A 26,577-nucleotide genomic window follows, 5' to 3' on the forward strand; every position below is an offset into this window, starting at 1 on the left:
GGAAGGGAATTTTAAAATGAGTATAAAAACATTTATTTTCAGCCAGCCCGATAAGCCGATTGTAAAAGAGAAAAAAGAGATAGACCAGACCTATAAAAAATTTCGTTTTGAGATTATCGCCTCGGTCTTTATCTCTTATGCCGTCTTTTATCTTACCCGTAAAAACTTCTCCGCCGCGATGCCGGCCATGCTGACGCAAACGTCGCTGACCGCAGAAGACTTCGCCATTATGTCTTCTATTTTTTACATTCTTTATGGCGCGATGAAGTTTGTCGGCGGGATGCTGGTCGATAAAATTAACCCGAAAGCCATGACCGGCCCGGTGCTGATTGGCGTGGGGATTGTAAATATTCTGTTCGGCTTTTCCGATAGCGTGGCGGCATTCTACGTACTGTACAGCCTCAACGCGATATTACAGGGCACCAGCTTTCCGCCGATGGCGAAAATTATGGCCTCGTGGTTTTCGAAAAACGAACGGGGACGCTGGTGGGCTATCGTTGAAGCGGCGCACAATATCGGCGGCAGCCTCGCGCCGCTGCTGACCAGTTTTGCTATCGCCTTTAGCGGTAGCTGGAAAATGGGGTTTTATGTTCCCGGCGCCATTTCGCTGCTGATGGGGATAGTGGCGCTATTTACCATTAAAGATCGTCCCGGTACGTTAGGTTTGCCCAACGTGGGGCAGTGGCGTAACGACCCGACGGAACTGGCCCAGGTCAAGGCCAGCCCGGTCAACCTGAGCTTCTGGCAGATTTTTGTGAAATATATCCTGACCAATCCACTGGTATGGATCATTATTATCGGCGATATGTCGGTTTATATTGCGCGCACCATCCTTAACGACTGGCCGCAGATTTACTATTCGCAGGTTCACGGCTGGAGCCTGATAAAAGCGAACTCGATTATTTCCTGGTTTGAGGCGGGCGGACTGGCAGGTGGGTTGCTGGCAGGCTACTTGTCTGACTTTATGTTCAAAAGTAACCGCTGGATGACCGGGTTAATCTTCGCGTTAGCGCTGTGCATATGCATCGTGCTGGTGCCGCTGGTTCAGGATACCTCTTACACCCTCACCGCGATTCTGTTCACCATCATGGGCTTCGCCTTATACGGACCGCATATGCTTTTTGCCGTCGGCTGTCTGGCTGTGACCCATAAGGATGCGGCGGGATCGATTACCGGCTTTCGGGGATTGTTCAGCTATGTCGGCGCGGCAATGGCCGGTGTGCCGGTAATTATGGTGAAAAATAGCTGGGCGTGGTCGGGCGTTTATATCTATGCGTTAATCGCCATTCTGCTAACGACTTTGTCGCTGGCGCTGCTCTCCAGGCTGCATCGGTTATAACATTCTGGCGACAGCGGCAAAACGCGGCTGTCGCCAGTCTCTGTCAGAAACGGTAATCCACCGCCATAAAGTAACGACGTCCGTCTTCGGTGTAACCGTAGTCGTCGCGTTTGAGATCTTTATCGCCCACGTTCAGAACGCCCGCACGCAGTTTAACATTTTTCGTCGCCTGCCATGCCGCGCCGGTATCCCAGACCACGTACCCACCCGGCGTTTTCGCCGTTGCGCTGTCGGCCCGCTTACGCCCGGTATAATTCCCTGATACGTAGAATGACCAGTCTTCGAGCTGCGCCGGTTTCCAGTCCAGCGTACCGTTCGCGGTGTGGAACGGCAGATCGGAAAGCGGCTTGTTCCCGCCATTACTGACGTCGCGTCCGTCGTTATAGGTGTAATTCAACGACAGTTTCCACGCCTCGTTAAACGGAACTTTCAACTCGGTTTCCACACCCTGAATACGCGCTTTATTCACGTTGTAATAACGGAAGACCGGAACGCGCTGTCCCCGACTATTGGTTTCGAAACCGACAAAGTTGGAATAGCCGGGCGCGGCGTTAACGTCAGCGGTACGGCTAATGCTGATGCGATTGTCCACATCGTTACGGAACGTGGTAACGCTCGCTTCCACGCCCTCCAGTATGCCTTCTTCGCCACGGTAATAAAGGCCGAGCTCCCAGCTTTCACTGGTTTCAGGTTTCAGATCCGGGCTACCGATAATGCGGCATCCTCCACGGCAGGAGTTGGTCGCCCAGTCCGGACTTAATTGCAATAGCGACGGCGCTTTAAAGGCCGTGGCCCACCCACCTTTCACCGTCAGGGTATCCGTTGCGTTATAGACCAGATAAGCACGCGGGCTCCAGTGATCGCCATAGGTTTCATGGTCATCCATACGAATACCGGTGGTCAGCGCCAGCGGTTCGAAGATGCGCCACTCATCTTCAAGGAACAGAGCATACTGGCTGGCGGAGGTTTTAGTACTGGAACCGCCGGTCAGGTTGACCGCATCGCTCAGTTTATCGTGACGCCATTCGCCGCCGAAGGTGAGGAACTGGTTGACAGACGCTAACGGCAGAACGTATTTCCCGTCAATCGAATTGCTTTCTGACGTGATAGGGCTACTGTTGCCGGGGTTTTTGTTTTCCACTTTTTCGCCGTAGAACTTGAGCTCGCTGTTACCGAGATCCCAACGTCCGTTATGGCTCAACGCGTAGTTTTGCCGTTCCAGACGGTTTTTATCCAGCGAGTCGGAGTCCCGGTCCTGGCGATCAAAACCGTAGCCTGCGGTAACGTCATGATTTTCGTTTGGTGTCCAGGCAAACTCGACGTTTCCATCCCGGCTGGTAAATCCTTCAATGCGCGGCGTTTCACCCGTAGCGGTGGTGGCGGAACTCTGCTGCTCGTCTTTTCCGCGTTTCGCCAGGCTACCGTAGGCTTTCATTCCCAGCACGCCGTCGATCAGCGGACCGCTGGTAAAGAACTGGCCGTTATAGGTATCGCCACGGTCGCGATGTTCCTGAATAGTGGAGTCAACCGTGACGCTACCGTGCCATTTCTGACCAATTTTTTTGGTAATAATGTTGACCACGCCGCCCAGCGCATCGGAGCCATACAGCGAGGACATGGGGCCACGCACCACTTCAATGCGTTCGATAGCGTCAACCGGTATCCAGTTCAGATCAAAATCATTATGGCGGAAGACCGCGTTACGGGAGTTAACGCGCTTACCGTCGATCAGGATCAGCGTATAACTGCTGTCCAGACCACGAATACTCACGCCTTTACGGTTATCCCCTTCGTTAGTGAGCTGTACGCCCGGCACCTCTTTCAGGACATCTTTCAGGTTTTGCACGGGCCTGCGCTGTAAATCTTGCTGGGTAATGACGCTGATACTTGCTGGCGCATCTTTCAGATTTTGTTCGATAGCGGACGCGGTAACGACCATGGTTTCACCATCATCCGTTGCCGCGGCAACCGGCCAGGCCAACGTAACTGCGGACATACAAAGCCCTACCCGAACGAAAGGGTTAAACCTAAACATTCCATTTCTCCATGAGGTAAATACGACAAAAAAATCGGTTATCGCTCACAACGCATTACGTTTCGCCTGCGATAACAGTTATCACGGCGAACTCTTTTTATGCAGGCGAGTCGGGCTCATGAGTGACGGTCGCGCCCGAATCTTCATCCTTTCTGATTTCGAGCGTAACGATAAAGCAAACGATAATAATTATCAATTTAATTGTTAATAATTATGTCATTTGAACCAATCATGAAGAAAAAACAAAAAACCCTCTCGAATGAGAGGGTTAGAAGAGTCAGGTTCAGGCAGTCAGTGCCGGATAGCGGTATAAAGCCTTATCCGGCCATGACGAGAATACCGCGTTACTTTTTAACGCGTTCCGGGAAGTGCATTTCGCTATAGCGCACGAAATGCGTGCCTTTTATCAGCTTGTAGCCGAACCAGATAAGCAGGAACAGCGGAATACCGATATAGGTCGCCGCGACGCCGCCCCAGTCGATGGTATCTTTCAGGAACGCTTCATAGTTCTGCCCCAACGTAATAATCAGGCACAGTACAAAGGCGAAAATCGGCCCCAGCGGGAAGAACCCGGAACGGTACGGCAAATCATTCACATCATACCCTTGTATCACGTAACCGCGACGGAAACGATAATGGCTAATGGCAATCCCCAGCCAGGCGATGAAGCCCGTCATACCGGAGGTGTTCAACAGCCACAGATAGACCGTCTGGTTGCCGAACATTGAGGTCAAAAAGCAAAGACCGGCAATCACGGTGGTGGCATAAAGCGCATTGCGCGGTACGCCGCCGCGGGACAATTTCGCAAAAATACGCGGGGCCTTACCGTCACAGGCCAGGGTGTAGAGCATACGGGTCGAGGCATACATTCCGGAGTTGCCCGCAGACAGTACCGCCGTCAGGATAACCGCATTCATTATCGCCGCCGCAGACAACAAGCCCGCATGCTGGAACACTAAGGTAAACGGACTGACGCTAATGTCTTTGACGTCGTTACGCAGCAGGTTTGGATCGGTATAAGGAATGATCAGGCTGATAATCAAAATCGCGAAAACATAAAACAGCAGAATACGCCAGAACACCTGACGCACCGCGCGCGGAATATTCTTCTCCGGGTTTTCAGATTCCCCGGCGGCAATACCAATCAGCTCAGTTCCCTGGAAAGAGAAGCCCACGATCATCGCGACGCCAATCATTGCCGCAAAACCGCCAGCAAAAGGCGCATCGCCCGTCGTCCAGTTGCTCCAGCCGACCGGCTCGACACCTTTAAAGATGCCGATAATCATCGCTACGCCAACGATGATGAAGATAATAACGGTCGCGACTTTAATTAACGAGAACCAGTACTCCGCCTCGCCAAAACCGCGTACGGAAATGTAGTTCAGCAAGAAAATGACGCAGAGGAATAGCGCGCTCCAGATCCAGCCCGGCGTATCCGGGAACCACCAGCCCATCACCAATTGTGCGGCAACCAGGTCAACAGCGATAGTCACCGCCCAGTTGTACCAGTAGTTCCAGCCCAGCGCGAAACCAAAGCCTTCTTCCACATAGTTCTGACCATATGTCGCAAACGAGCCAGATACCGGCATATAGGCCGCCAGCTCGCCAAGACTGGTCATCAGGAAGTAGACCATCAAACCAATCAGAATATAAGAAAACAGCGCGCCGCCTGGCCCCGCCTGAGAAATTGTCGCACCAGATGCAACGAAAAGACCTGTCCCGATGGAGCCGCCAATGGCAATCATCGTCAGGTGACGCGCCTTTAATTCGCGACGTAGCGCGGGCGCTTCTGTGGTTTTAGTTTTGGAACCCATGTGAAAATGCTATCCATCCAAAAAATGAGGCGCGATTGTAACAGACGAAATACTATCCTTCCGACACAAATGCGCGGTTATAAGAGACCTTCATGACCGGCCACGGATTATAAGTAAAGCAGAGAATAACGTATACGTAAGCGGATACTAAAAATGGCGATGCCGCCCGGGCAGCCCTCCTCTTCACCTTTATTCACAGTAACTCAAAAAACGCTGCAACGCGTTAGAAAGATGTTTCTGCCGATGATGAACACGCCACAACGTGCGCACCAGGCGCGGTAACGGCACCGCGACTTCGCCCAGGGTTCCCGCCTGGAGTTGTTCAGCAATCACCCGGCGCGATAAACAGCTTATCCCCAGTCCGTGACGCACCGCATGTTTGATCGCTTCTGAATTCCCCAACTCCATCGCCATATGAAAGCGCGGCAAATGCGACAACAGCAAATAATCGACAATTTCCCGCGTACCGGAACCGCGCTCGCGTAAAATCCATGGGGATGCCGCAAGCTGTTCCAGCGTCACCGGCCCCTGCGTCAGCGGCGAGGACGGCGCGGCAAAGACCACCAGCTCATCTTCCAGCCACGGCTCAGAGATAATCTCTGTACTGTGACATGGTCCTTCAATCAGGCCGATATCAACCCGAAAATCCAGCACCGCGTTAATCACGTCCTGGCTGTTTCCCACGCTGAGTTCCAGCGGCAAGGCCGGATAATGCTGGCGATAGCGGGCAATCATGGCGGGTAAAATGTAATTGCCGATGGTGCTACTGGCATAAACCCGTATCGCGCCGTTATCTTCACGAAATAGCTGCTCAATTTCTACCGCTTGCTCCAGCAATGCCAGCGCGCGCGGATATAATAAGCGCCCATGTTCGTTGACCACCAACCGTTTCCCCACCCGATCAAACAACTGTACGCCGAGCTGACCTTCCAGATCGGTGAGCGCGGCGCTAACGGCGGACTGCGATAATGACAGCATGACCGACGCCTGGGTTGTTGAACCGCTTTTCAGTACTTCAGCAAACACTTCAAGTTGTCGTAGCGTAATATGCATAGTCGTATCCCACCGATAGCGTTTCACTTACCACTTATAAAGATTAATTATAAATATATAATCAATTTTATTTTTAAACCAGATCACCGTAACCTTATTGTCCATATACAGGAGAAGGTTATGACAGAACTCACCTTGCAGAATCATCGTCGTACAATGTGGCATTTTATACCGGGGCTCGCTCTGAGCGCCGTCATTACAGGAGTCGCCCTGTGGGGCGGCGCTATCCCTGCCGTTGCAGGCGCGGGGTTCAGCGCCCTGACCCTGGCTATCCTGCTGGGTATGGTTATCGGGAATACCGTCTATCCACAAATATGGAAACAATGCGACGGCGGCGTGCTGTTTGCAAAACAACATCTGCTGCGTTTAGGGATTATCCTTTACGGCTTCCGCCTTACCTTTTCACAAATCGCCGATGTGGGCATTAGCGGTATTGTGATTGACGTATTAACGCTTTCCAGCACGTTCATGCTGGCCTGCTTCTTAGGCCAAAAAGTCTTTGGTCTGGACAGGCATACCAGCTGGCTGATTGGCGCCGGTAGCAGTATCTGCGGCGCGGCAGCGGTACTGGCGACAGAACCGGTGGTAAAAGCGGAAGCCAGTAAGGTTACTGTAGCCGTCGCGACTGTCGTTATTTTCGGCACCATCGCTATTTTCCTTTACCCGGCAATGTATCCGCTGCTGGCGCACTGGTTCAGCCCGGAAACTTACGGCATCTATATCGGCTCAACCATGCATGAAGTCGCGCAAGTGGTCGCAGCGGGTCATGCCGTTAGCCCGGATGCGGAAAATGCGGCAGTTATCGCTAAGATGCTGCGTGTCATGATGCTGGCGCCGTTCCTGATCATTCTGGCAGCACGCGTTAAACAGCTTTCCCCGGCGACCGGCGCGGAAAAAAGCAAAATTACCATTCCGTGGTTTGCTATTTTCTTCATCGTAGTGGCGATCTTCAACTCTTTCCACCTGCTGCCGAAAGCCGTGGTGGATATGCTGGTGACGCTGGACACGGTACTGCTGGCGATGGCGATGGCGGCGTTGGGTCTGACCACTCACGTTAGCGCATTGAAAAAAGCGGGGGCGAAACCGCTGCTGATGGCGCTGGCATTATTCGCCTGGCTGATTATTGGCGGTGGCGCCATTAACGTCCTAATCCATAGCCTTATCGCATAAATTATTACGTTTCACGCCTGTTAACCCGTTATCATAGCGTTCGTAATGAACCGTTAGCGGGTTTAACAGGAGTCTTTTATGAAATACATCGGAGCGCACGTCAGCGCTGCTGGCGGTCTGGCTAACGCCCCTGCCCGCGCGGCTGAAATTGGCGCAACGGCCTTTGCGCTTTTCACAAAAAACCAGCGTCAGTGGCGTGCCGCCCCCCTTACTCCCCAGGTCATTGATGACTTTAAAATCGCCTGTGAAAAGTATCATTTCTCGGCGGCGCAAATTCTTCCCCACGATAGTTACCTGATTAATCTGGGCCATCCGGTCAGTGAAGCACTGGAAAAATCACGTGATGCCTTTCTCGATGAAATGCAACGCTGTGAACAACTCGGCTTAACCTTGCTTAATTTTCATCCCGGTAGCCATTTGATGCAGATTGCACAGGAGGATTGCCTGGCGCGGATCGCGGAATCCATCAATATTGCCCTCGCGCAGACCGAGGGCGTTACGGCGGTTATCGAAAATACAGCCGGTCAGGGCAGTAATCTGGGGTTTGAGTTTGAACAGTTAGCCGCCATCATCGACGGCGTGGAAGATAAGTCGCGCGTTGGCGTCTGTATCGATACCTGCCATGCCTTTGCCGCCGGATATGATCTGCGTACGCCAGAGGCGTGCGAAAAAACGTTCGCCGGATTCGGGAAAATTGTCGGATTTCAGTATTTGCGCGGAATGCACCTGAACGACGCCAAAAGCGCCTTCGGTAGCCGCGTTGACCGCCATCACAGTCTGGGTGAAGGCAATATCGGCCACGATGCGTTTCGTTGGATTATGCAGGATGCGCGTTTTGACGGTATTCCGCTGATACTGGAGACCATCAATCCTGATATCTGGGCGGAAGAGATTGCGTGGTTAAAAGCCCAGCAAATTGCCGAAGCGGTGGCCTGACGCTCAATGTTCTTCAGGCAATAAAAAAGGCAGAGCGCGCTCTGCCTTTTTTAGCGTGTTTCTCTTACGCCGCTTTTGCCGCGACTTCCGTCTCCGGACGTTTCAGGACGGCATAAGCCAGCCCTGCCACCAGCGTACCGGCCACAATTGCCAGCAGATATCCCAATACCGGCGTAATTGCGCCTGGGATAAGCAGAACAAACAGACCGCCATGCGGCGCCATCAATTTTGCGCCTACCGCCATAGAAATGGCCCCGGTCAACGCGCCGCCAACGATACAGCACGGCAGTACACGCATCGGGTCGCGCGCCGCAAACGGAATAGCGCCTTCAGTGATAAAGCACAGCCCCAGCACCAACGCCGCTTTACCGCCTTCCTGCTGCGCTTTGTCGAATTTACGACGCGCCACCATCGTCGCCAGACCCAGCGCTAACGGCGGTACCATACCTGCGGCCATGATCGCCGCCATCGGCGCGTAAGTTTGCGTACTCAGCAGACCAACGCCAAACGCATACGCCGCTTTGTTCACCGGGCCGCCCATGTCGGTACACATCATCCCGCCGAGAATCGCGCCCAGCAGCACCGCATTTGCCGTCCCCATCGTTTGCAGCCAGTGGGTGAGCCCTTCCAGAATCCCGGCAACCGGTTTACCGATCAGGTAAATCATCGCCAGCCCCACCACCAGACTGGAAATTAACGGGATGATCAGGATTGGCTTCAGCGCTTCCATACTTTGCGGAAGTTTCAGTTTGGTACTGATAAGCTTCGCCATATACCCGGCAAGGAAGCCGGCAATGATCCCGCCGATAAAACCGGAACCGGTACTAACCGCCAGCATACCGCCAATCAGACCTGGCGTAAGGCCTGGGCGATCCGCGATGGAGAAAGCGATATAACCCGCCAGTACCGGCACCATCAGCGCAAACGCCGAACCGCCGCCAATCTGCATCAGCGCCGCCGCTAGCGTGTCCGGCACCTTAAAGGCTTCAATACCAAAAGCGAAGGAAAGCGCAATACACAGTCCCCCGGCAACCACCATAGGCAGCATGTAAGAAACACCCGTCAACAGATGCCGGTATGCGCCAGCGCTCTCTTTCTTCCCTTCGGTCGCCGCTTGCGATGCCTTACCCGCCGGTTGATACGGCGTCGCTTCCACTACGGCTTTATCCAGCTCCTGCGCCGTCTTTTTCAGCGCCAGGCCGGTCGACGTGCGGTACATCGGGAGACCGGCAAACTTCGCCAGATCCACTTCGATATCCGCCGCCACAATCACTAAATCCGCTTCCGCCACCTCTTCCGGGGTGATGGCATTGCCGGCCCCCACGGAGCCGCGCGTTTCGACTTTTACCCACCAGCCGCGTTTTTTCGCTTCGGTTTCAATGGCTTCAGCCGCCATAAAAGTATGGGCGACGCCGGTCGGGCAGGCCGTTACCGCGACCACGCGTTTCGGACCGCCGCTCGCCGCAGGAGCAACCGCAGCAGGAGCGCTGTAAGGGGTCGCATGGCTTTTGGCTTCACTCAGAAACAGTTCCGGATGCGCGACGGCGCGACCAATATCCCCCAGCCAAACCTTTTTGCCGTTCAGAGCATTGTCGTTCGGCAGAGATTCGCCCAGCACGATCGCCAGCTCAGCATCATTCGGATTGTCGATAATTTCCAGATTTGCTTTATGCGCCGCCGCTCCAAGCAGGGTTTTCGCCATGTAAGCGCGAGCCTGGCCGAGATTAGCGTCAATTATCAGCAGCGTTTTCATTATGCCTCTCCTGCTGTCAGTTAAACGGTTGTAAGTCGACACGCGCCATCATTGCGGCCAACTGAGGACGATCGGTAATACCCACATTGCTCTGGCTGACCGCCAGCGCGGCAACCGCCGTCGCCAGACGCAGCGTATGTTCGCTGGACTCGCGCATCAGCAGGCCGTAAATCAATCCGCCAACCATGGAATCGCCTGCGCCGACGGTACTTACCACGTCAACTGCCGGTGGTTTAGCGATCCATTCTCCTGAGGCGTTAACCCACAGCGCGCCTTCCGCCCCCAGCGAAATCACCACATGGGCGATACCCTGTTCGCGTAACGCGTGCGCCGCATCAATCACATCTTTCATTTCCGGGAGCTTACGACCCGCCCAAATTTCCAGTTCGCGGCGATTCGGTTTCACCAGCCACGGCGCAGCTTTAAGACCGGCGACTAACGCTTCACGGCTACTATCAAAGATAATGCATGGACACTGGCTGCGCAGACGCGTCATCCAGTCGGTGAACGCTTCCGGACTCACGCCAGCCGGTAAGCTACCGCTGACGCAGACCATATCGAACTGACCCAGCCAGCTCAGGGAGTCGTTAACAAAGCGTTCCCAGTCTGCGGGGGTCACGTCAAAGCCGGAAAAGTTGAAGTCGGTCACTTCGCCATCTTTTTCCGTCAGCTTCACGTTGATGCGGGTCCGGCCCTGAACCACCTGAAAGCGGTTAGCGATGCCCAGTTCGCTGAACAATTGCTGAAAACCGTCCTGGTTATCTTTACCGAGAAAACCGCCGACGGTGACGTCGATGCCTAAGTCTTTCAGCACCTTGGCAACGTTAATGCCTTTGCCCGCCGCGTGCAGACCCGTGGTTTTCACCAGGTTCACTTCGCCGCGTTCGATTTCAGGGCAAAACCCAACCAGATCGTAAGCCGGATTAAGGGTAATGGTGGCAACACGCCTGCTCATTATGCGCCCTCCCCGAGACCGGCGGCGATCGCATCGCCAATCGCTTTCAGCGCCTGTTCAGCATCTTCACCCTGCGCGGTAAAGCGCAGACGATGGCCTTTCTTCACGCCTAATGCCACCACTTTCATCAGACTACGTCCGTTTGCCGGTTTGCCGGTTCCATCAAGGTTTGTCACGGTAATTTCACTGTTAAATTGTTTAATCGTATTCACCAGCATGGTGCCCGGACGGGCATGGAGACCATGCTCATTACGCACTACAAATTCCGCGCTCAGTACGTCATCCGTCAGCGCATCATCACTGGTCAGCAACGCCAGCAGCGTCGCGGCGTCGGCGCTCAGCAGACGATCGGCTTTATTGTTCAGCAACAGGTCGCCGAGGCGTTTTAACACGGCAATCGGCTGCTCGTCGTTCATCGCGACAGTGACTAATAAGGCTGCTTTTTCACCCTCTACGTCAAACGCCTGGGTCGCACGGCTTACCGCAACAGCGCTGCGCAAATTGCCTTCCGCGCTGTCGTTCAGCCAGATGCCTTGTCCCAGATTCATCGGACTATCGTTAATCGTTTTTGCGACGAACGCTGCATCAACCGCTCCCGCCTCTTTCAGACGCGCCGCATTTAGCGCCTGCAATGTGACCAGCGAGCTGGCGATGACATCCAGCGTCATCGTCTCGTTATCAAGTTTTAATTGTTCACTTTGCTTCTCGCCCATCAGCAATGCGCGCAGCTCTTCCGCCGTTGTCGCGGATTTCAGCTGTTCAGCCACGGAGTCATCGCTCAGCACATGCGTCAACTGACGCAGCAGGCCGAGGTGTTCGTCCGAACTGGCGGCAATACCAATCGCCACATAGGCGACCTGGCCTTCTCCCCAGGTAACGCCCTGCGGGAATTGAAAGACCTGGACGCCGGTTTTCAGCACCTGATCGCGCGTGTCTGTTGTGCCATGGGGAATCGCAATACCATTGCCAAGAAAGGTCGAGGTTTGCTGTTCGCGCGCCAGCATACCGTCAACATAGCCGCCCGCCACATTCCCCGCCTGCGCTAACGCGGCGGCGATTTGCCGAATGGCCTCTTCTTTATTTCCGGCCTGCTCGCCCGGATGAATGTCCTGAACCGATAACTGGAACATGTGTCTCCTCTCCTGCTGAATTGAAACGATTCAGCCACTATGAGAAAAAAAGCGCCAATCTGAGTTATCAAAAAAACCAGATCGCGCTGAAACGTTTCAAGAAGTCTGGATCTTTCTGCTTCAGCACGCAAGAAAAGTTACCGGTTTTGTAGCAATTTTTTGAGGTGAAGCACATTTTTTCTCCAACAGCCCCTCAATAGCTGACGCATAAAAGGCTTCAGCTTTTTTCTTTCAGCTTGCGTCAGCACACCCTGGTAACAAATTGGAATGCTATTTTGATTTTTCGTGTCGATTTTGATTCAGACGCCTGTTTATTTTCTGACGGGCAGCGTAAACTCCGCCTCTCTTCACACCACTGATATAGAAACATGCACAACAGTCCCGCCGCCGCTGCGCCTAAATCATTTGACCTGACGTCTACCGCCTTTTTGATCGTCGCTTTTCTCACCGGTATTGCCGGTGCGTTACAGACGCCGACGCTCAGTATTTTTCTGACGGATGAGGTTCACGCCCGTCCCGGCATGGTGGGATTCTTTTTTACCGGCAGCGCGGTTATCGGCATTATCGTGAGCCAGTTTCTGGCGGGTCGCTCAGATAAAAAAGGCGATCGCAAAAAACTGATCGTTTTCTGTTGCGTGCTGGGCATGTTGGCCTGCGTGTTGTTTGCCTGGAACCGCAACTACTTTATTTTGCTGTTCATCGGCGTCTTTCTCAGTAGCTTCGGCTCTACCGCCAACCCGCAGATGTTTGCGCTGGCCCGTGAACATGCCGATCGTACAGGTCGTGAAGCGGTGATGTTCAGCTCAATCCTCCGCGCCCAGGTCTCATTGGCCTGGGTCATTGGGCCGCCGCTGGCCTATGCTCTGGCGATGGGTTTTAGCTTTACGGTGATGTATTTGAGCGCGGCGGTAGCTTTTATCGTCTGCGGCGTCATGGTGTGGTTCTTTTTACCGTCAATGCGCAAAGATGCGCCGCTGGCAACCGGTACGCTGGAAGCACCGCGTCGTAATCGCCGCGATACGCTGTTGTTGTTTGTCATCTGTACGTTAATGTGGGGAACTAACAGCCTGTATATCATTAATATGCCGCTGTTTATCATCAATGAGCTGCATCTTCCGGAAAAACTTGCAGGCGTGATGATGGGCACCGCCGCCGGGCTGGAGATTCCCACAATGCTGATTGCAGGTTACTTCGCCAAACGGTTGGGAAAACGCCTGTTAATGTGCATCGCCGTTGTCGCCGGACTGTGCTTTTATGCGGGTATGTTGCTGGCGCACGCACCGGCGACGTTGCTCGGCTTGCAGTTGCTGAACGCGATTTACATCGGCATTCTTGGCGGGATTGGCATGCTCTATTTTCAGGATCTCATGCCAGGCCAGGCGGGTTCAGCCACCACGCTGTATACCAATACCATTCGCGTCGGCTGGATCATTGCCGGTTCGCTGGCGGGAATCGCTGCAGAAATCTGGAATTATCATGCGGTCTTCTGGTTTGCGTTAGTTATGATTGTCGCCACCATGTTCTGCCTGGCGCGTATTAAAGATGTTTAACTTGCAAGCCTGATACTTTTACTCTTCGACACATTTCAGCGCAGAGTTTATCTCTGCGCAATGTTCATGCGCGGTCATTCATTGTCTTTTTCTCAATACGATATTCTGTAAGCGCCCTCTTACATAAAAGACCGGTTATTGAGAAAATTACGCCCATCAGCCCGCAAAGGACCAGCACCAGCCGCATCTTATATTTTGGTGTTACAGCAACATCTATCACTTCAATGTTAGCATTATTTTTAACCGCCTCCGACAACAATGATAGCTTTGCGTATGTTTCCGTTTGTAACATATTTTTATGCACGCTATAGCGTTTAATGTCACCATCATCGATATACCATTCTGCCATTTTATCGACACTATTTTTCAGGGTGGAAATAATATTATTGACGCTTTCTTCCCTCCCCTGCCCCTTAAAAAGGACAAGCTGATTTTTCGCGTCAAAACTTATTTTATTTTTATAGTCCGCAGGCAAGAAACGGCTAAACTGGTTAAGGATAACCGTTGTTTTACATTGAATATCATTAGCATAGCCACATAACGCATAGGTAGCAGGCGTATCCAGATTAGGTTTGATTGTCATACTCACAACCTTTGTATCATGCTGCACGCTCACAAAAACATAGCCAATGGCAACAAAAATAAAGGTAGCGATCATGATACTTAGCCATTTTCTTATAAGGAATAAGGAAACGTCGACTAAATCAATTTCACTATTTTCTCCCCGCATTTCACATCCCTTTTAAAACGCTAATAGTCAACCCGAATACTGAAATAACAAAAAGCAACACCAGCGTAAAAATAAACGCCCTGGCTGCGAACGTATATTTCTTCATAAGATAAAACCCACACATAAGAATTCGAGTATTTTAAAGGAAAATAACAACACATTCACACTGGTTATATCGATCGGTAAATACATCAATGATAGATATAAACTATCAAATTCACGATATCGATCGTTATAAATAATTAAAATCGATCAAAACCCCTCTTTTTAATAGATAGAAACTATCATATAAATAAAATTGATCGTTTTTGTTTTGTGTGACGGTTTATTCGGTACACGCTCAGTCACCAACGGGGTTGAGCGGCGACATCTACCGCTTCAGAAGCCACGAAATAAGGGAAGCATGTATTACGCTATTTAATGGTAAAAGGAGGTAATTTGATGCGCAGCTTTTTCAGACTATTTCGGGATATAACATAAGCCCCTACGCATTTATCAAAAGCGGCTTAGCTCATGGTAAAGTTTTCTGTTCGAGTTCCAGCAAATAAATAATGGCCTCTTCCCGGGTCGTTAAACACATGTCCCCTGTCGGTTGCAAACCAGAGCACACTTTTGGGCGTAAAGGCGAGCCAAAGATAAGGCACAAGTTATCTTCCGAAAGCTGCACGCATCTGGTATTCATCGGCTTGCCATTCGGCATTCCGGGTATCGGCGACGAAATTGAAGGCGCAATACAGCAAGCGCCACAACCGCTACGACAGTCCATGCTCAGCCCCTCTATTTATAACCGAATGAAAGATAACAGAATTTGTCCAAAGAAAAATCCAGATTTAAAATGTGGACGTCATCATGATCAGGCCTGCCCTCAGACATTCCGAAGACAAGGCTGGAAACAGAAGGGACAACACAGCACACCTCCCCCCTCCGGGCGACATGCCATCGCGTATTCTCGTTGAACGCGGAGCGGAAAGCGGGCGAACAGTATCACCTTTTTTGCACCAGCAAAAGTGACAATTCCACTTGCCTGGACGGCCCGGCGCGAGTAGTTTTACGCGATATTTTAGATAATCTCTACAACAGGATCTCCTCGATGCCAAGAGCGAACGAAATCAAAAAAGGTATGGTACTGAACTACAACGGCAAATTGCTGATTGTGAAAGATATCGACATTCAGTCGCCTACCGCCCGTGGCGCCGCCACACTGTATAAAATGCGTTTTTCTGATGTCCGCACCGGTCTGAAAGTGGAAGAACGTTTCAAAGGCGACGATATCGTTGATACCGTCACCCTGAGCCGTCGCGGCGTTGACTTTTCTTATGTCGATGGCAACGAATATGTGTTCATGGATAAAGAAGACTATACGCCGTATACCTTCACCAAAGATCAGATTGAAGAAGAGTTGCTGTTTATGCCTGAAGGCGGAATGCCGGATATGCAGGTTCTGACCTGGGACGGCCAACTGCTGGCGCTAGAGCTTCCGCAGACCGTGGATCTGGAAATCGTCGAAACCGCGCCGGGTATTAAAGGAGCGTCCGCCAGCGCACGTAACAAACCCGCGACATTAAGCACCGGTCTGGTGATTCAGGTTCCCGAATACCTGAGCGCAGGTGAGAAAATCCGCATTCATATCGAAGAGCGCCGTTATATGGGGCGCGCGGATTAAGTTTCGCATTTTTCGGCTGCGCCCCAGGGCGCAGTCTGACCTTTTATTTATTGACTGTTCTGCACCAGGAAAGAGAAACGTTAAAAATTTAACATTTTCTGCTCTTAAGATGGCAGAAGCACGACTTCGTCAACTCAGCGCTTCTCTTTTTCACGTTTATTCGCCAGGATTATTAAAAGTTGTTATGTTGTATCAATATTCTGGAGCTGACGTGACCAAAACCAATCTTATTACTGGATTTCTCGGTAGCGGAAAAACCACCTCTATCCTTCATTTATTAGCCCATAAAGATCCGGCTGAAAATTGGGCCGTCCTGGTTAATGAATTTGGCGAAGTGGGTATTGACGGCGCGCTGCTTGCCGACAGCGGCGCACTGCTAAAAGAGATCCCCGGCGGCTGCATGTGCTGCGTCAACGGATTGCCTATGCAGGTGGGGCTCAACACGCTGCTACGCCAGGGCAAACCTGACCGGTTGCTGATTGAACCAACCGGACTGGGGCACCCAAAACAGATTCTGGATTTATTAACTGCGCCGGTTTATGAGCCGTGGATTGATTTACGCGCTACGCTCTGCATCCTTGACCCTCGCCTGCTACTGGACCAACAGAGCGTCGCCAATGAAAATTTCCGCGATCAGCTCGCCTCAGCCGATATTATCATCGCCAATAAAACCGATCGCGCCACGGCGCAGAGCGATGCCGCCCTGCAACAGTGGTGGCGACAGTACGGCGGCGATCGCCAACTGATTCATGCCGAACATGGACAGATAGACGGTAAGCTTCTGGATTTACCGCGACAAAATCTGGCGGAACTGCCAGCCAGCGCCGCGCATTCTCACACTCATGCCAGTAAAAAAGGACTCGCCGCGCTAAATCTGCCCGCCCAGCAGCGCTGGCGACGCAGCCTCAATAGCGGACAAGGTCATCAGGCCTGCGGCTGGATTTTCGATGCCGATACCGTGTTTGACACCATTGGCCTCCTCGAATGGGCTCGTCTGGCGCCGGTGGGCCGGGTGAAAGGCGTTATGCGCATACAAGAGGGGCTGGTACGCATCAATCGCCAGGGCGATGACCTGCACATCGAAACACAGAGTGTCGCGCCGCCGGATAGCCGGGTTGAACTTATCTCAAGCACAGAAACCGACTGGAATACGTTACAGACGGCCTTGTTGAAGCTTCGTTTAGCGACGCACGCGTAAGGTTGCCACCGTTTAAAAACTATGGCGAAATGACGATGAAAACCCGCTATTCCTTGATAATTCTGCTTAATGCCGCCGGTCTGGCGCTGTTTTTGTCATGGTATCTCCCCGTCAATCACGGTTTCTGGTTCACCATTGATTCCGGCATATTCCACTTCTTTAACCAGAAACTGGTGGAAAGCCACGCGTTCCTCTGGTGGGTCGCTATTACCAATAATCGGGCGTTTGACGGCTGTTCGCTGCTGGCGATGGGCGGACTGATGCTCAGTTTCTGGCTAAAAGAAGACGCGTCGGGTCGGCGGCGCATTGTGATAATCGGATTGGTCATGCTGCTAACAGCGGTGGTGCTTAACCAACTCGGTCAGGCGCTGATCCCCGTCAAGCGCGCCAGCCCAACGCTCTCTTTTGAGCATATTTATCGCGTCAGCGAGTTGCTGCACATCCCGACAAAAGACGCGTCAAAAGACAGTTTCCCAGGCGATCACGGTATGATGCTGCTGATATTTTCCGCCTTTATGCTGCGTTATTTCGGCAAAACGGCGGGGATTATCGCCCTTATTATATTTGTGGTTTTCGCGTTTCCGCGCGTTATGATTGGCGCTCACTGGTTCACCGATATTGTGGTCGGGTCGCTCACGGTTATTTTGATTGGCCTCCCCTGGTGGCTGATGACCCCGCTCAGCGACCGGGCGATAGCGCTTTTTGAGAATTATCTCCCGGGCGGAAATAAACAAATTTTAAACAAATAACCCATGTAATTAACATTACCTTCAGCGATAGTTTTACATCGTTGAAGGTAATTTATGATGATATTCCCCCAGCCCATCATTTTTCGGTCATATTATTCCTCTGCAAAATGAACAGGTTGCACGATTTTTAAACGATTTGCGCTTAATTTGACCCGTGCTGATAGTTCACTTTTCGTATCATAAATTCTTATAAAAAATCACGCGAAATCGCTCGCAATGACAGCAACAATCGGGTAATCTCAAACTCGTTTTGCCTCGCCAGATAATTATTCTCATTGCGAATAAATTTGTGCGTTCCGCCACAGATTTGTGCACAAAGAATTGTCTCAAGCTGTGCAGGTAATTAGTCTCATCACGTTTGGCATTTTTATAACGATATTTATCGTTAAGGACTTCAAGGGAAAACAAACAACATGGTCAAATCTCAACCGATTTTGAGATATATTTTGCGCGGGATTCCTGCGATTGCAGTTGCGGTTCTGCTTTCTGCTTGTAGCACAACCACCAATACCGCAAAGAATATGCATTCTGAGACGCATGCTGTGGGCAATAGCGATAGCTCTTCACTGCAAGCCTCTCAGGATGAATTTGAAAATATGGTGCGTAACCTCGACGTTAAGTCGCGGATTATGGATCAGTATGCTGACTGGAAAGGCGTGCGTTACCGCCTGGGCGGCAGCACCAAGAAAGGCGTCGACTGTTCCAGCTTTGTACAGCGCACCTTCCGTGAACAGTTTGGTTTAGAGCTTCCGCGTTCAACCTATGAACAGCAGGAAATGGGCAAAGCGGTTTCACGCAATAACCTGCGTACGGGCGATCTGGTTCTGTTCCGCGCCGGTTCCACTGGTCGTCATGTCGGTATTTATATCGGCAATAACCAGTTTGTCCATGCGTCTACCAGTAGCGGCGTCATTATCTCCAGTATGAACGAACCGTACTGGAAAAAACGCTACAATGAAGCACGTCGAGTTCTGAGCCGCAGTTAATCTTCATCAGGCAGCACCTCCCTTGGCTTACCTGATGAGACGACATAAAAAGCACTGCTTCGGCAGTGCTTTTGCTTATTATCCCTTCTGAACCCGTTTTGCCGAATAGCGACGTGTGGCCTCTTATCCAGCCTACCACACACGAACGTAGGCCTGATAAACATAGTGCCATCAGGCATTCAGGTCGTTTCCCCCAACGCCTACTGCGACAATACGCTTTCCTGCGCATCACAGAAAAGCATGACTATCCGGGGTAATCCAGGCTATAGTCTTATAAATCAACCAGATTAACCGGCATCCGCCTTTTCAGGTCACACCAGGAATTATGCTTACACGCGACTCCTCTTCCGGTCGGAAAATCCTGCTTACCTGTATCATTACGGGGATGGCAGCAGCATTACTTATTGGTAGCCTGCAATTTTTCCTGTCGTGGCATAAACGGGATGTTAAATACAATACGCTCCTTTCTGATGTACAACATTACCTGGCCAGCTATTTCGCCGACCTGAAAGCCACCACCGATATTCTTCAGCCGTTGACGATCAACACCTGTCAGCAGGTTGGCGCAGAACTTACCTCAAGAGCCGCTTTTAGCCTTAATGTCCGCGCCTTCTTATTGATTAAAGATAAAAAAGTGTTTTGCTCTTCCGCCACTGGCGCCATGAATATGCCGCTTCAGCAACTGGTACCGGATATAGATATCCGCAAAGACGTTGCTATGGCGATTCTGCCCGGCACGCCAATGATGCCCAACAAACCGACAATGGTGATTTGGTATCGGAACCCATTATTAAATGACAGCGGCGTATTCACATCGCTGAATATTAACCTGACGCCCTACTTACTCTATACCACGCGCCAGGACGATTTTAACGGCATCGCGCTGATTGTCGGCAATACCGCGCTGTCGACTTTTTCTTCGCGTCTGCTGACCGTCGCGGAGCTGCCGGGTACGCCATCACGACAGACAACTATCAACGGCCTGCCGCTTAAAATACAGCTTTATGCCGATAGCTGGACCTACAATGATTTATGGTATGCGTTGATGCTGGGCTGCATTAGCGGCATCGTAGCGGGGTTTATCTGTTACTTTATCTATGCCCTCAGGACGCGACCGGGCAAAGAGATTTTAACGGCGATCAAACACGAGCAGTTTTATGTGGTTTATCAGCCCGTCGTCGATACTCGTACGCTGAGCGTCACCGGGCTTGAAGTCTTACTGCGCTGGCGTCACCCTACGGCAGGCGAGATTCCGCCGGATGCCTTTATCCACTATGCCGAAGCGCAGCAACTTATCGTACCGTTAACGCAGCATCTGTTCGAGCTGATCGCCCGCGACGCGCCCACGCTACAGAAGGTGATGCCCGTCGGTGCCAAATTTGGCATTAACATCGCGCCGGAACATCTGCACAGCGACAGTTTTAAAGAGGATATGCACCGGCTCAGGGACGCCCTGCCCGCGCACCATTTTCATATCGTGCTGGAAATCACTGAACGCGATATGCTTCAGCAGTATGAAGCGGCCAAACTGTTCGAATGGCTGCATTCCGCCGGGTTTGAAATCGCTATAGATGATTTCGGTACAGGCCATAGCGCCCTGATTTATCTGGAGCGATTTACTTTAGATTATCTGAAAATCGATCGCGGCTTTATCCAGGCGATCGGCACGGAAACCGTCACGTCGCCGGTTCTGGATACCGTGCTGACGCTCTCCAGACGCTTGAATATGCTGACGGTGGCCGAGGGCGTTGAAACGCCGGAGCAGGCCCGTTGGCTACGCGATCACGGTGTTAATTACTTGCAGGGGTACTGGATTAGCCGTCCTTTACCCCTTAAAGATTTCGTGCTGTGGATGTCGGCGCCTTCCGTGCCTGAATGGTAGTCCCCTTACGGTTTTAACGGATTCACATCAGACGCAACGTCACTTATTATTCAGCGAAACGCCTGCCGGTTTGCAGCGGGCAATACGATAAGGAAACCGCCTTCAGATGATTGCGCGCGTAATGCTTCTGCTTGTCGCACTGGTTAGCGCTGGCGCCCAGGCCCAGGAAATCAAAGAAAGCTACGCTTTCGCCGTACTCGGCGAACCTAAGTATGCTTTTAACTTTGATCACTTTGATTATGTGAATCCTGCTGCGCCGAAAGGCGGTCAGATGACGCTTTCCGCCATTGGTACGTTCGATAATTTCAATCGCTATTCGCTGCGCGGCAATCCCGGCGTACGTACCGAAGCCCTTTACGATACGCTTTTTACCACCTCGGATGATGAACCCGGAAGCTATTATCCGCTGATTGCCGACCATGCCCGCTATGCCGCCGACTATTCCTGGGTGGAAATCTCGATTAATCCCCGTGCTCGTTTTCACGATGGCACGCCCATTACCGCCCGCGATGTGGCCTTTACCTTTCATAAGTTTATGACCGAAGGCGTACCGCAGTTCCGTCTGGTCTATAAAGGTACTACCGTGAAGGCGATTGCGCCTTTAACCGTGCGAATTGAGCTGGCGAAGCCTGGTAAAGAAGACATGCTTAGTCTGTTTTCACTACCGATCATGCCCGAAAAATTCTGGAAAAATCACAAACTCAGCGATCCGCTTTCAACGCCGCCCTTAGCCAGCGGGCCATACCGGATTACTCAGTGGAAAATGGGCCAGTACATTGTCTATTCACGCGTCAAAAACTACTGGGCGGCTAATCTGCCGGTCAATCGTGGACGTTTTAACCTCGACACTATCCGCTACGATTACTACCTTGATGACAATGTCGCTTTCGAGGCGTTTAAAGCGGGCGCATTTGATCTACGGCTGGAAAACGACGCTAAAAACTGGGCAACGCGCTACATCGGTAAAAATTTCGATAATCATTACATCATTAAAGAAGAGCAGAAAAACGAGTCGGCGCAGGACACACGCTGGCTGGCCTTTAATATTCAGCGCCCGGTATTTAAAGACCGGCGGGTACGTGAAGCTGTCACCCTGGCTTTCGATTTTGAGTGGATGAATAAAGCGCTGTTCTATAATGCCTGGAGCCGAACCAACAGTTACTTCCAGAATACCGAGTACGCCGCCAGAAATTATCCTGACGCCGATGAGCTGGTATTACTCGCGCCGATGAAAAAAGATCTTCCTCCTGAAGTCTTCACTCAGATCTATCAGCCGCCGGTCTCTAACGGCGACGGCTACGATCGCGAAAATCTTCTTAAAGCTGACGCCTTGTTGACGCAGGCCGGATGGGTGATCAACGGACAGCAACGGGTCAATAGCGTCACCGGTAAGCCTCTGACGTTTGAACTTCTCCTTCCTGCCAGCAGTAATAGCCAGTGGGTTCTGCCCTTCCAGCATAATCTTCAGCGTCTGGGCATTACGATGACTATCCGTCAGGTTGATAATTCTCAACTCACCAACCGGATGCGTAGCCGCGACTATGACATGATGCCGAGGCTATGGCGGGCGATGCCCTGGCCCAGCTCCGATCTACAAATCTCATGGGCGTCGGAATACATTGACTCCAGTTATAACGCTCCCGGCGTACAAAGCCCGGTGGTGGATAAACTGATCGCGCAAATTATCGCAGCGCAGGGTGATAAAGCGAAACTGGTGCCGCTGGGACGGGCGCTGGATCGCGTGCTGACCTGGAACTATTACATGCTGCCGATGTGGTATATGGCGCAAGACAGGCTCGCCTGGTGGGATAAATTCTCCCATCCGGCGATTCGCCCGGTATATACCATCGGGTTAGATACCTGGTGGTATGATGTCAACAAAGCCGCCAAACTACCGGCAGCCAGGAGGTAGTAAGAATCAATGGGCGCCTATCTTATCCGCCGTCTGTTACTGGTGATCCCCACGCTATGGGCCATTATTACCATTAACTTTTTTATCGTGCAGATCGCTCCCGGCGGCCCTGTCGATCAGGCGATTGCCGCGATTGAATTTGGCCAGGGCGGCGCGTTGCCCGGCGCCAGCGGCGAAGGCGTTCGCGCCAGTCATGCGCAAACCGGCGTCGGCAATATCAGCGACAGCCATTATCGCGGCGGCCGGGGACTCGATCCGGAGGTGATCGCGGAGATCACCCATCGCTACGGCTTCGACAAACCGCTGCATGAGCGTTATTTCAAGATGCTACTGGACTATCTCTCTTTTGACTTCGGCGACAGTCTGTTTCGCAGCGCATCCGTACTGACGCTGATCAAAGATAGTCTTCCCGTCTCCATTACCCTGGGATTATGGAGCACGCTGATTATTTATCTGGTGTCTATCCCGCTGGGGATTCGCAAAGCCGTCCATAACGGCAGTCGCTTTGATGTGTGGAGCAGCGCGTTTATCATTATTGGTTATGCGATCCCCGCCTTTCTGTTCGCTATTTTATTAATCGTCTTTTTTGCCGGCGGCAGCTACTACGATATCTTTCCGCTACGTGGCCTGGTCTCCGCCAACTTTGGCACATTACCGTGGTACCAGAAAATCACCGATTATTTGTGGCATATTACGCTACCGGTGTTGGCGACCGTCATCGGCGGTTTTGCCGCCCTGACGATGCTGACGAAAAATTCGTTTCTCGACGAGGTGCGTAAACAGTATGTCGTTACCGCTCGCGCTAAAGGCGTGAGTGAAAAAAACATTCTCTGGAAACATGTTTTTCGTAACGCCATGCTGCTGGTGATCGCCGGGTTTCCCGCCACTTTTATCAGTATGTTTTTCACCGGCTCGCTGCTAATTGAAGTCATGTTCTCGCTCAACGGCCTGGGGCTGCTGGGTTATGAAGCAACCGTTTCGCGCGACTATCCGGTGATGTTCGGCACGCTTTATATCTTTACCCTGATTGGCTTATTACTGAATATCCTGAGCGATATCAGCTATACGCTGGTCGATCCACGCATTGATTTTGAGGGACGATAATGCCGCGATTAAGCCCGGTCAATCAGGCCCGCTGGGCGCGTTTCCGCCATAATCGCCGGGGCTACTGGTCACTATGGATTTTCCTGATCGTGTTCAGCCTGAGCTTATGCGCGGAACTGATTGCTAACGATAAGCCATTGCTGGTGCGCTATGAAGGCCAGTGGTATTTTCCGCTGGTAAAAAATTACAGCGAGCGCGATTTCGGCGGCCCGCTGGCGACAACGGCAGATTATCAGGACCCCTGGCTACAACGGCAGCTTGAGAATCGGGGCTGGGTGTTGTGGGCCCCCGTACGCTTTGGCGCCAATACCATTAATTTTGCCACCACGCAGCCTTTCCCCTCCCCGCCTTCGGCGAAAAACTGGCTGGGCACCGATGCGAATGGCGGCGACGTTTTCGCCCGCATCCTGTACGGCACCCGCATTTCTATTTTATTCGGTCTGATGTTAACGATTTGCTCCAGCGTCATGGGCGTACTGGCGGGCGCGCTACAGGGCTATTATGGCGGCAAAGTCGATTTATGGGGGCAACGTCTCATCGAAGTCTGGTCGGGGATGCCGACCCTGTTTCTGATTATTTTACTTTCCAGCGTAGTGCAGCCTAACTTCTGGTGGCTGCTGGCCATAACCGTACTGTTTGGCTGGATGAGTCTGGTGGGCGTGGTGCGCGCCGAGTTTTTACGGACCCGCAATTTTGACTATATCCGCGCCGCGCAGGCGCTTGGCGTCAGCGATCGTGACATTATCCTGCGCCATATGTTGCCTAATGCGATGGTCGCTACCCTGACATTTTTACCGTTCATTTTATGTAGCTCCATCACCACCCTGACGTCGCTGGATTTTCTGGGATTTGGTCTACCGCTTGGCTCCCCTTCTCTCGGCGAACTTCTTTTACAGGGGAAAAACAACTTACAGGCTCCCTGGCTGGGGATCGCCGCCTTTCTGTCTGTCGCCATTCTGCTATCGCTGCTGATTTTTATCGGCGAAGCGGTACGCGACGCCTTTGATCCTGCTAAGGCGGTATAAGATGACATCTCCATTGCTTGCGATTGAAAATTTATCGGTAGGTTTCCGTCAGCAACAGCACGTGCGCCCTGTCGTTAACGCCATTTCGTTACAGGTGAACGCCGGGGAAACGCTGGCGCTGGTCGGCGAGTCCGGGTCAGGAAAAAGCGTGACGGCGCTTTCCATTCTGCGTCTTTTGCCTACCCCTCCCGCCGTCTACCTCTCCGGCGATATTCGCTTTCACGGCGAATCATTGCTTCATGCCAGCGAGCAGACGCTACGCGGCGTACGCGGCAATAAAATCGCCATGATTTTTCAGGAACCGATGGTTTCACTTAACCCGCTGCATACGCTGGAAAAACAGCTCTATGAAGTGCTGTCGCTCCATCGGGGAATGCGTCGGGAGGCGGCAAGGGCGGAGATGATCGGTTGTCTGGATCGGGTCGGTATCCGCCAGGCGAGCCAGCGTCTGCGCGATTATCCGCATCAGCTTTCCGGCGGCGAACGCCAGCGCGTCATGATAGCCATGGCGCTGTTAACACGGCCGGAATTACTGATCGCCGATGAGCCGACCACCGCCCTCGACGTCTCCGTACAGGCGCAGATTTTATCTCTACTGCGGGAACTCCAGCGCGAGCTCAATATGGGATTGCTGTTTATCACCCATAACCTCAGCATTGTAAAAAAACTGGCGGATTCGGTGGCGGTAATGCAACACGGCAAGTGCGTAGAGAACCAACGCGCCGACACGCTGCTCTCCGCGCCGACCCATCCGTACACGCAAAAACTACTCAACAGCGAACCCACAGGCGATCCGGTTCCGCTCCCCGCCGGGCAGACGCCGTTGCTGGAGGTGGACAGGCTGCGCGTCGCCTTCCCGATCCGCAAAGGCATTCTGAAGCGCGTCGTGGATCATAATGTGGTGGTTAACAATATCAGTTTCACCCTGCATCCAGGCGAAACGCTGGGTCTGGTCGGCGAGTCAGGATCGGGAAAAAGTACCACCGGTCTGGCGCTGTTACGGCTTATCCGCTCCGAAGGCCGCATCGTGTTTGACGGTCAATCGCTGGATACGTTAAACCGCCGCCAGCTTTTACCTGTTCGCCACCGTATCCAGGTCGTATTCCAGGACCCGAACTCATCGCTAAACCCGCGTTTAAACGTCTTGCAAATTATCGAAGAAGGCCTGCGCGTCCACCAGCCTACGCTTTCAGGCGCGCAGCGCGAACAGCAGGTGAAAGCGGTCATGATGGAAGTCGGCCTGGACCCGGAAACGCGGCATCGTTACCCCGCTGAGTTTTCCGGCGGCCAGCGTCAACGTATCGCCGTCGCCAGGGCACTGATTTTAAAACCTTCGCTTATTATTCTGGATGAACCGACCTCATCGCTGGATAAAACCGTTCAGGCGCAGATTCTTGCCCTCCTGAAATCGCTCCAGCAAAAGCACCGTCTGGCCTATATCTTCATTAGCCACGATCTGCATGTAGTACGCGCGCTGTGCCATCAGGTTATCGTGCTGCGACAGGGGGAGGTGGTTGAACAGGGGCAATGCGAGCGCGTGTTTACCGCACCGCAACAGGCCTATACACGTCAGCTACTCGCGTTAAGCTGACG

At 52.3% G+C, this 26,577-nt stretch carries 22 protein-coding genes; 13 read left to right on the forward strand and 9 right to left on the reverse strand.

Annotation, left to right across the window (positions count from 1 at the left end; genetic code table 11):
• The first annotated feature begins 16 nt into the window (after positions 1–16).
• Positions 17–1,339 (forward strand): MFS transporter, encoded by a 1,323-nt coding sequence (locus tag J4645_RS09570; RefSeq protein WP_208208955.1) that lies wholly within the window; start codon positions 17–19, stop codon positions 1,337–1,339.
• 43 nt (positions 1,340–1,382) lie between these two features.
• On the opposite strand, the gene cirA is transcribed toward J4645_RS09570, so the two are convergent.
• From cirA to yieE, 3 genes are all read right to left on the reverse strand, one after another.
• On the reverse strand, positions 1,383–3,374 hold the full coding sequence (gene cirA / locus J4645_RS09575) for a catecholate siderophore receptor CirA (RefSeq protein ID WP_000488258.1): 1,992 nt from the start codon (positions 3,372–3,374) through the stop codon (positions 1,383–1,385).
• A 344-nt stretch (positions 3,375–3,718) separates the two neighbouring features.
• Positions 3,719–5,188: a lysine-specific permease gene (lysP, locus tag J4645_RS09580; protein ID WP_000534999.1), complete on the reverse strand. Its 1,470-nt coding sequence runs from the start codon at positions 5,186–5,188 to the stop codon at positions 3,719–3,721.
• Positions 5,189–5,377: 189 nt separating this feature from the next.
• The gene (gene yieE / locus J4645_RS09585; RefSeq protein WP_000548316.1) at positions 5,378–6,241 is read right to left on the reverse strand and encodes a DNA-binding transcriptional regulator YeiE; all 864 of its coding nucleotides are present in this window, start codon (positions 6,239–6,241) and stop codon (positions 5,378–5,380) included.
• Between the two features lie 120 nt (positions 6,242–6,361).
• Here yieE and J4645_RS09590 point away from each other — a divergent pair, with 120 nt between their 5' ends.
• Together J4645_RS09590 and nfo are read left to right on the forward strand one after the other, a co-directional pair.
• Positions 6,362–7,411 (forward strand): YeiH family protein, encoded by a 1,050-nt coding sequence (locus tag J4645_RS09590; protein ID WP_000137966.1) that lies wholly within the window; start codon positions 6,362–6,364, stop codon positions 7,409–7,411.
• Between the two features lie 78 nt (positions 7,412–7,489).
• Positions 7,490–8,347, forward strand: coding sequence for a deoxyribonuclease IV (nfo, locus tag J4645_RS09595; protein ID WP_000873912.1), 858 nt, complete (start codon positions 7,490–7,492; stop codon positions 8,345–8,347).
• A gap of 64 nt (positions 8,348–8,411) precedes the next feature.
• Here nfo and fruA read toward each other — a convergent pair whose 3' ends face one another.
• Genes fruA through fruB form a run of 3 tightly spaced genes read right to left on the reverse strand, consistent with a single transcriptional unit; the run spans position 8,412 to position 12,185 of the window.
• Positions 8,412–10,100, reverse strand: coding sequence for a PTS fructose transporter subunit IIBC (gene fruA / locus J4645_RS09600; protein ID WP_023215251.1), 1,689 nt, complete (start codon positions 10,098–10,100; stop codon positions 8,412–8,414).
• Positions 10,101–10,116: 16 nt separating this feature from the next.
• Complete coding sequence (gene fruK / locus J4645_RS09605) at positions 10,117–11,055, reverse strand: 1-phosphofructokinase (RefSeq protein ID WP_000091249.1); 939 nt, start codon at positions 11,053–11,055, stop codon at positions 10,117–10,119.
• The gene (gene fruB, locus J4645_RS09610) at positions 11,055–12,185 is read right to left on the reverse strand and encodes a fused PTS fructose transporter subunit IIA/HPr protein (protein WP_000487287.1); all 1,131 of its coding nucleotides are present in this window, start codon (positions 12,183–12,185) and stop codon (positions 11,055–11,057) included. Before fruB ends, fruK begins: the two co-directional genes overlap by 1 nt.
• A 368-nt stretch (positions 12,186–12,553) precedes the next feature.
• Between fruB and setB the strand changes: the two genes are divergently transcribed.
• Positions 12,554–13,735, forward strand: coding sequence for a sugar efflux transporter SetB (gene setB, locus J4645_RS09615; protein WP_000551934.1), 1,182 nt, complete (start codon positions 12,554–12,556; stop codon positions 13,733–13,735).
• 64 nt (positions 13,736–13,799) lie between these two features.
• Here the strand turns inward: setB and J4645_RS09620 are convergent, their stop codons facing one another.
• The 3 genes from J4645_RS09620 to J4645_RS09630 form a co-directional block, all read right to left on the reverse strand.
• Positions 13,800–14,465, reverse strand: a complete 666-nt coding sequence (locus tag J4645_RS09620) for a GNVR domain-containing protein (protein WP_023215252.1) — start codon at positions 14,463–14,465, stop codon at positions 13,800–13,802.
• A 1-nt stretch (position 14,466) separates the two neighbouring features.
• Positions 14,467–14,589, reverse strand: coding sequence for a membrane protein (locus J4645_RS09625; protein ID WP_001519564.1), 123 nt, complete (start codon positions 14,587–14,589; stop codon positions 14,467–14,469).
• A gap of 387 nt (positions 14,590–14,976) precedes the next feature.
• Positions 14,977–15,231, reverse strand: a complete 255-nt coding sequence (locus tag J4645_RS09630; RefSeq protein WP_001523448.1) for a YkgJ family cysteine cluster protein — start codon at positions 15,229–15,231, stop codon at positions 14,977–14,979.
• 324 nt (positions 15,232–15,555) lie between these two features.
• Here J4645_RS09630 and yeiP point away from each other — a divergent pair, with 324 nt between their 5' ends.
• The 9 genes from yeiP (at position 15,556) to yejF (ending at position 26,575) form a co-directional block, all read left to right on the forward strand.
• Complete coding sequence (yeiP, locus tag J4645_RS09635) at positions 15,556–16,128, forward strand: elongation factor P-like protein YeiP (RefSeq protein WP_001136822.1); 573 nt, start codon at positions 15,556–15,558, stop codon at positions 16,126–16,128.
• A 211-nt stretch (positions 16,129–16,339) separates the two neighbouring features.
• A complete protein-coding gene (locus J4645_RS09640; protein ID WP_023196923.1) occupies positions 16,340–17,326 on the forward strand; it encodes a GTP-binding protein in 987 nt (328 codons plus the stop codon).
• A 29-nt stretch (positions 17,327–17,355) separates the two neighbouring features.
• Positions 17,356–18,075 (forward strand): phosphatase PAP2 family protein, encoded by a 720-nt coding sequence (locus tag J4645_RS09645; RefSeq protein WP_000178091.1) that lies wholly within the window; start codon positions 17,356–17,358, stop codon positions 18,073–18,075.
• Between the two features lie 413 nt (positions 18,076–18,488).
• The gene (gene mepS, locus J4645_RS09650; protein ID WP_000241015.1) at positions 18,489–19,061 is read left to right on the forward strand and encodes a bifunctional murein DD-endopeptidase/murein LD-carboxypeptidase; all 573 of its coding nucleotides are present in this window, start codon (positions 18,489–18,491) and stop codon (positions 19,059–19,061) included.
• A gap of 325 nt (positions 19,062–19,386) precedes the next feature.
• Positions 19,387–20,943, forward strand: coding sequence for a cyclic di-GMP phosphodiesterase (locus J4645_RS09655; RefSeq protein ID WP_000957765.1), 1,557 nt, complete (start codon positions 19,387–19,389; stop codon positions 20,941–20,943).
• Between the two features lie 106 nt (positions 20,944–21,049).
• Complete coding sequence (locus J4645_RS09660) at positions 21,050–22,855, forward strand: extracellular solute-binding protein (protein ID WP_000561742.1); 1,806 nt, start codon at positions 21,050–21,052, stop codon at positions 22,853–22,855.
• A gap of 9 nt (positions 22,856–22,864) precedes the next feature.
• Positions 22,865–23,959 (forward strand): microcin C ABC transporter permease YejB, encoded by a 1,095-nt coding sequence (locus tag J4645_RS09665; protein WP_001634717.1) that lies wholly within the window; start codon positions 22,865–22,867, stop codon positions 23,957–23,959.
• Entirely contained in the window at positions 23,959–24,984 is a 1,026-nt protein-coding gene (locus J4645_RS09670; RefSeq protein WP_001137748.1) for an ABC transporter permease, read from the forward strand. The genes J4645_RS09665 and J4645_RS09670 overlap by 1 nt, the downstream gene beginning before the upstream one ends.
• A gap of 1 nt (position 24,985) precedes the next feature.
• Entirely contained in the window at positions 24,986–26,575 is a 1,590-nt protein-coding gene (yejF, locus tag J4645_RS09675) for a microcin C ABC transporter ATP-binding protein YejF (RefSeq protein ID WP_000203619.1), read from the forward strand.
• Positions 26,576–26,577 lie beyond the last annotated feature (2 nt).

This window comes from Salmonella sp. 32082101201600294FB01SM01, from assembly GCF_017572865.1.
In the GTDB taxonomy this organism is placed as follows: domain Bacteria; phylum Pseudomonadota; class Gammaproteobacteria; order Enterobacterales; family Enterobacteriaceae; genus Salmonella; species Salmonella enterica.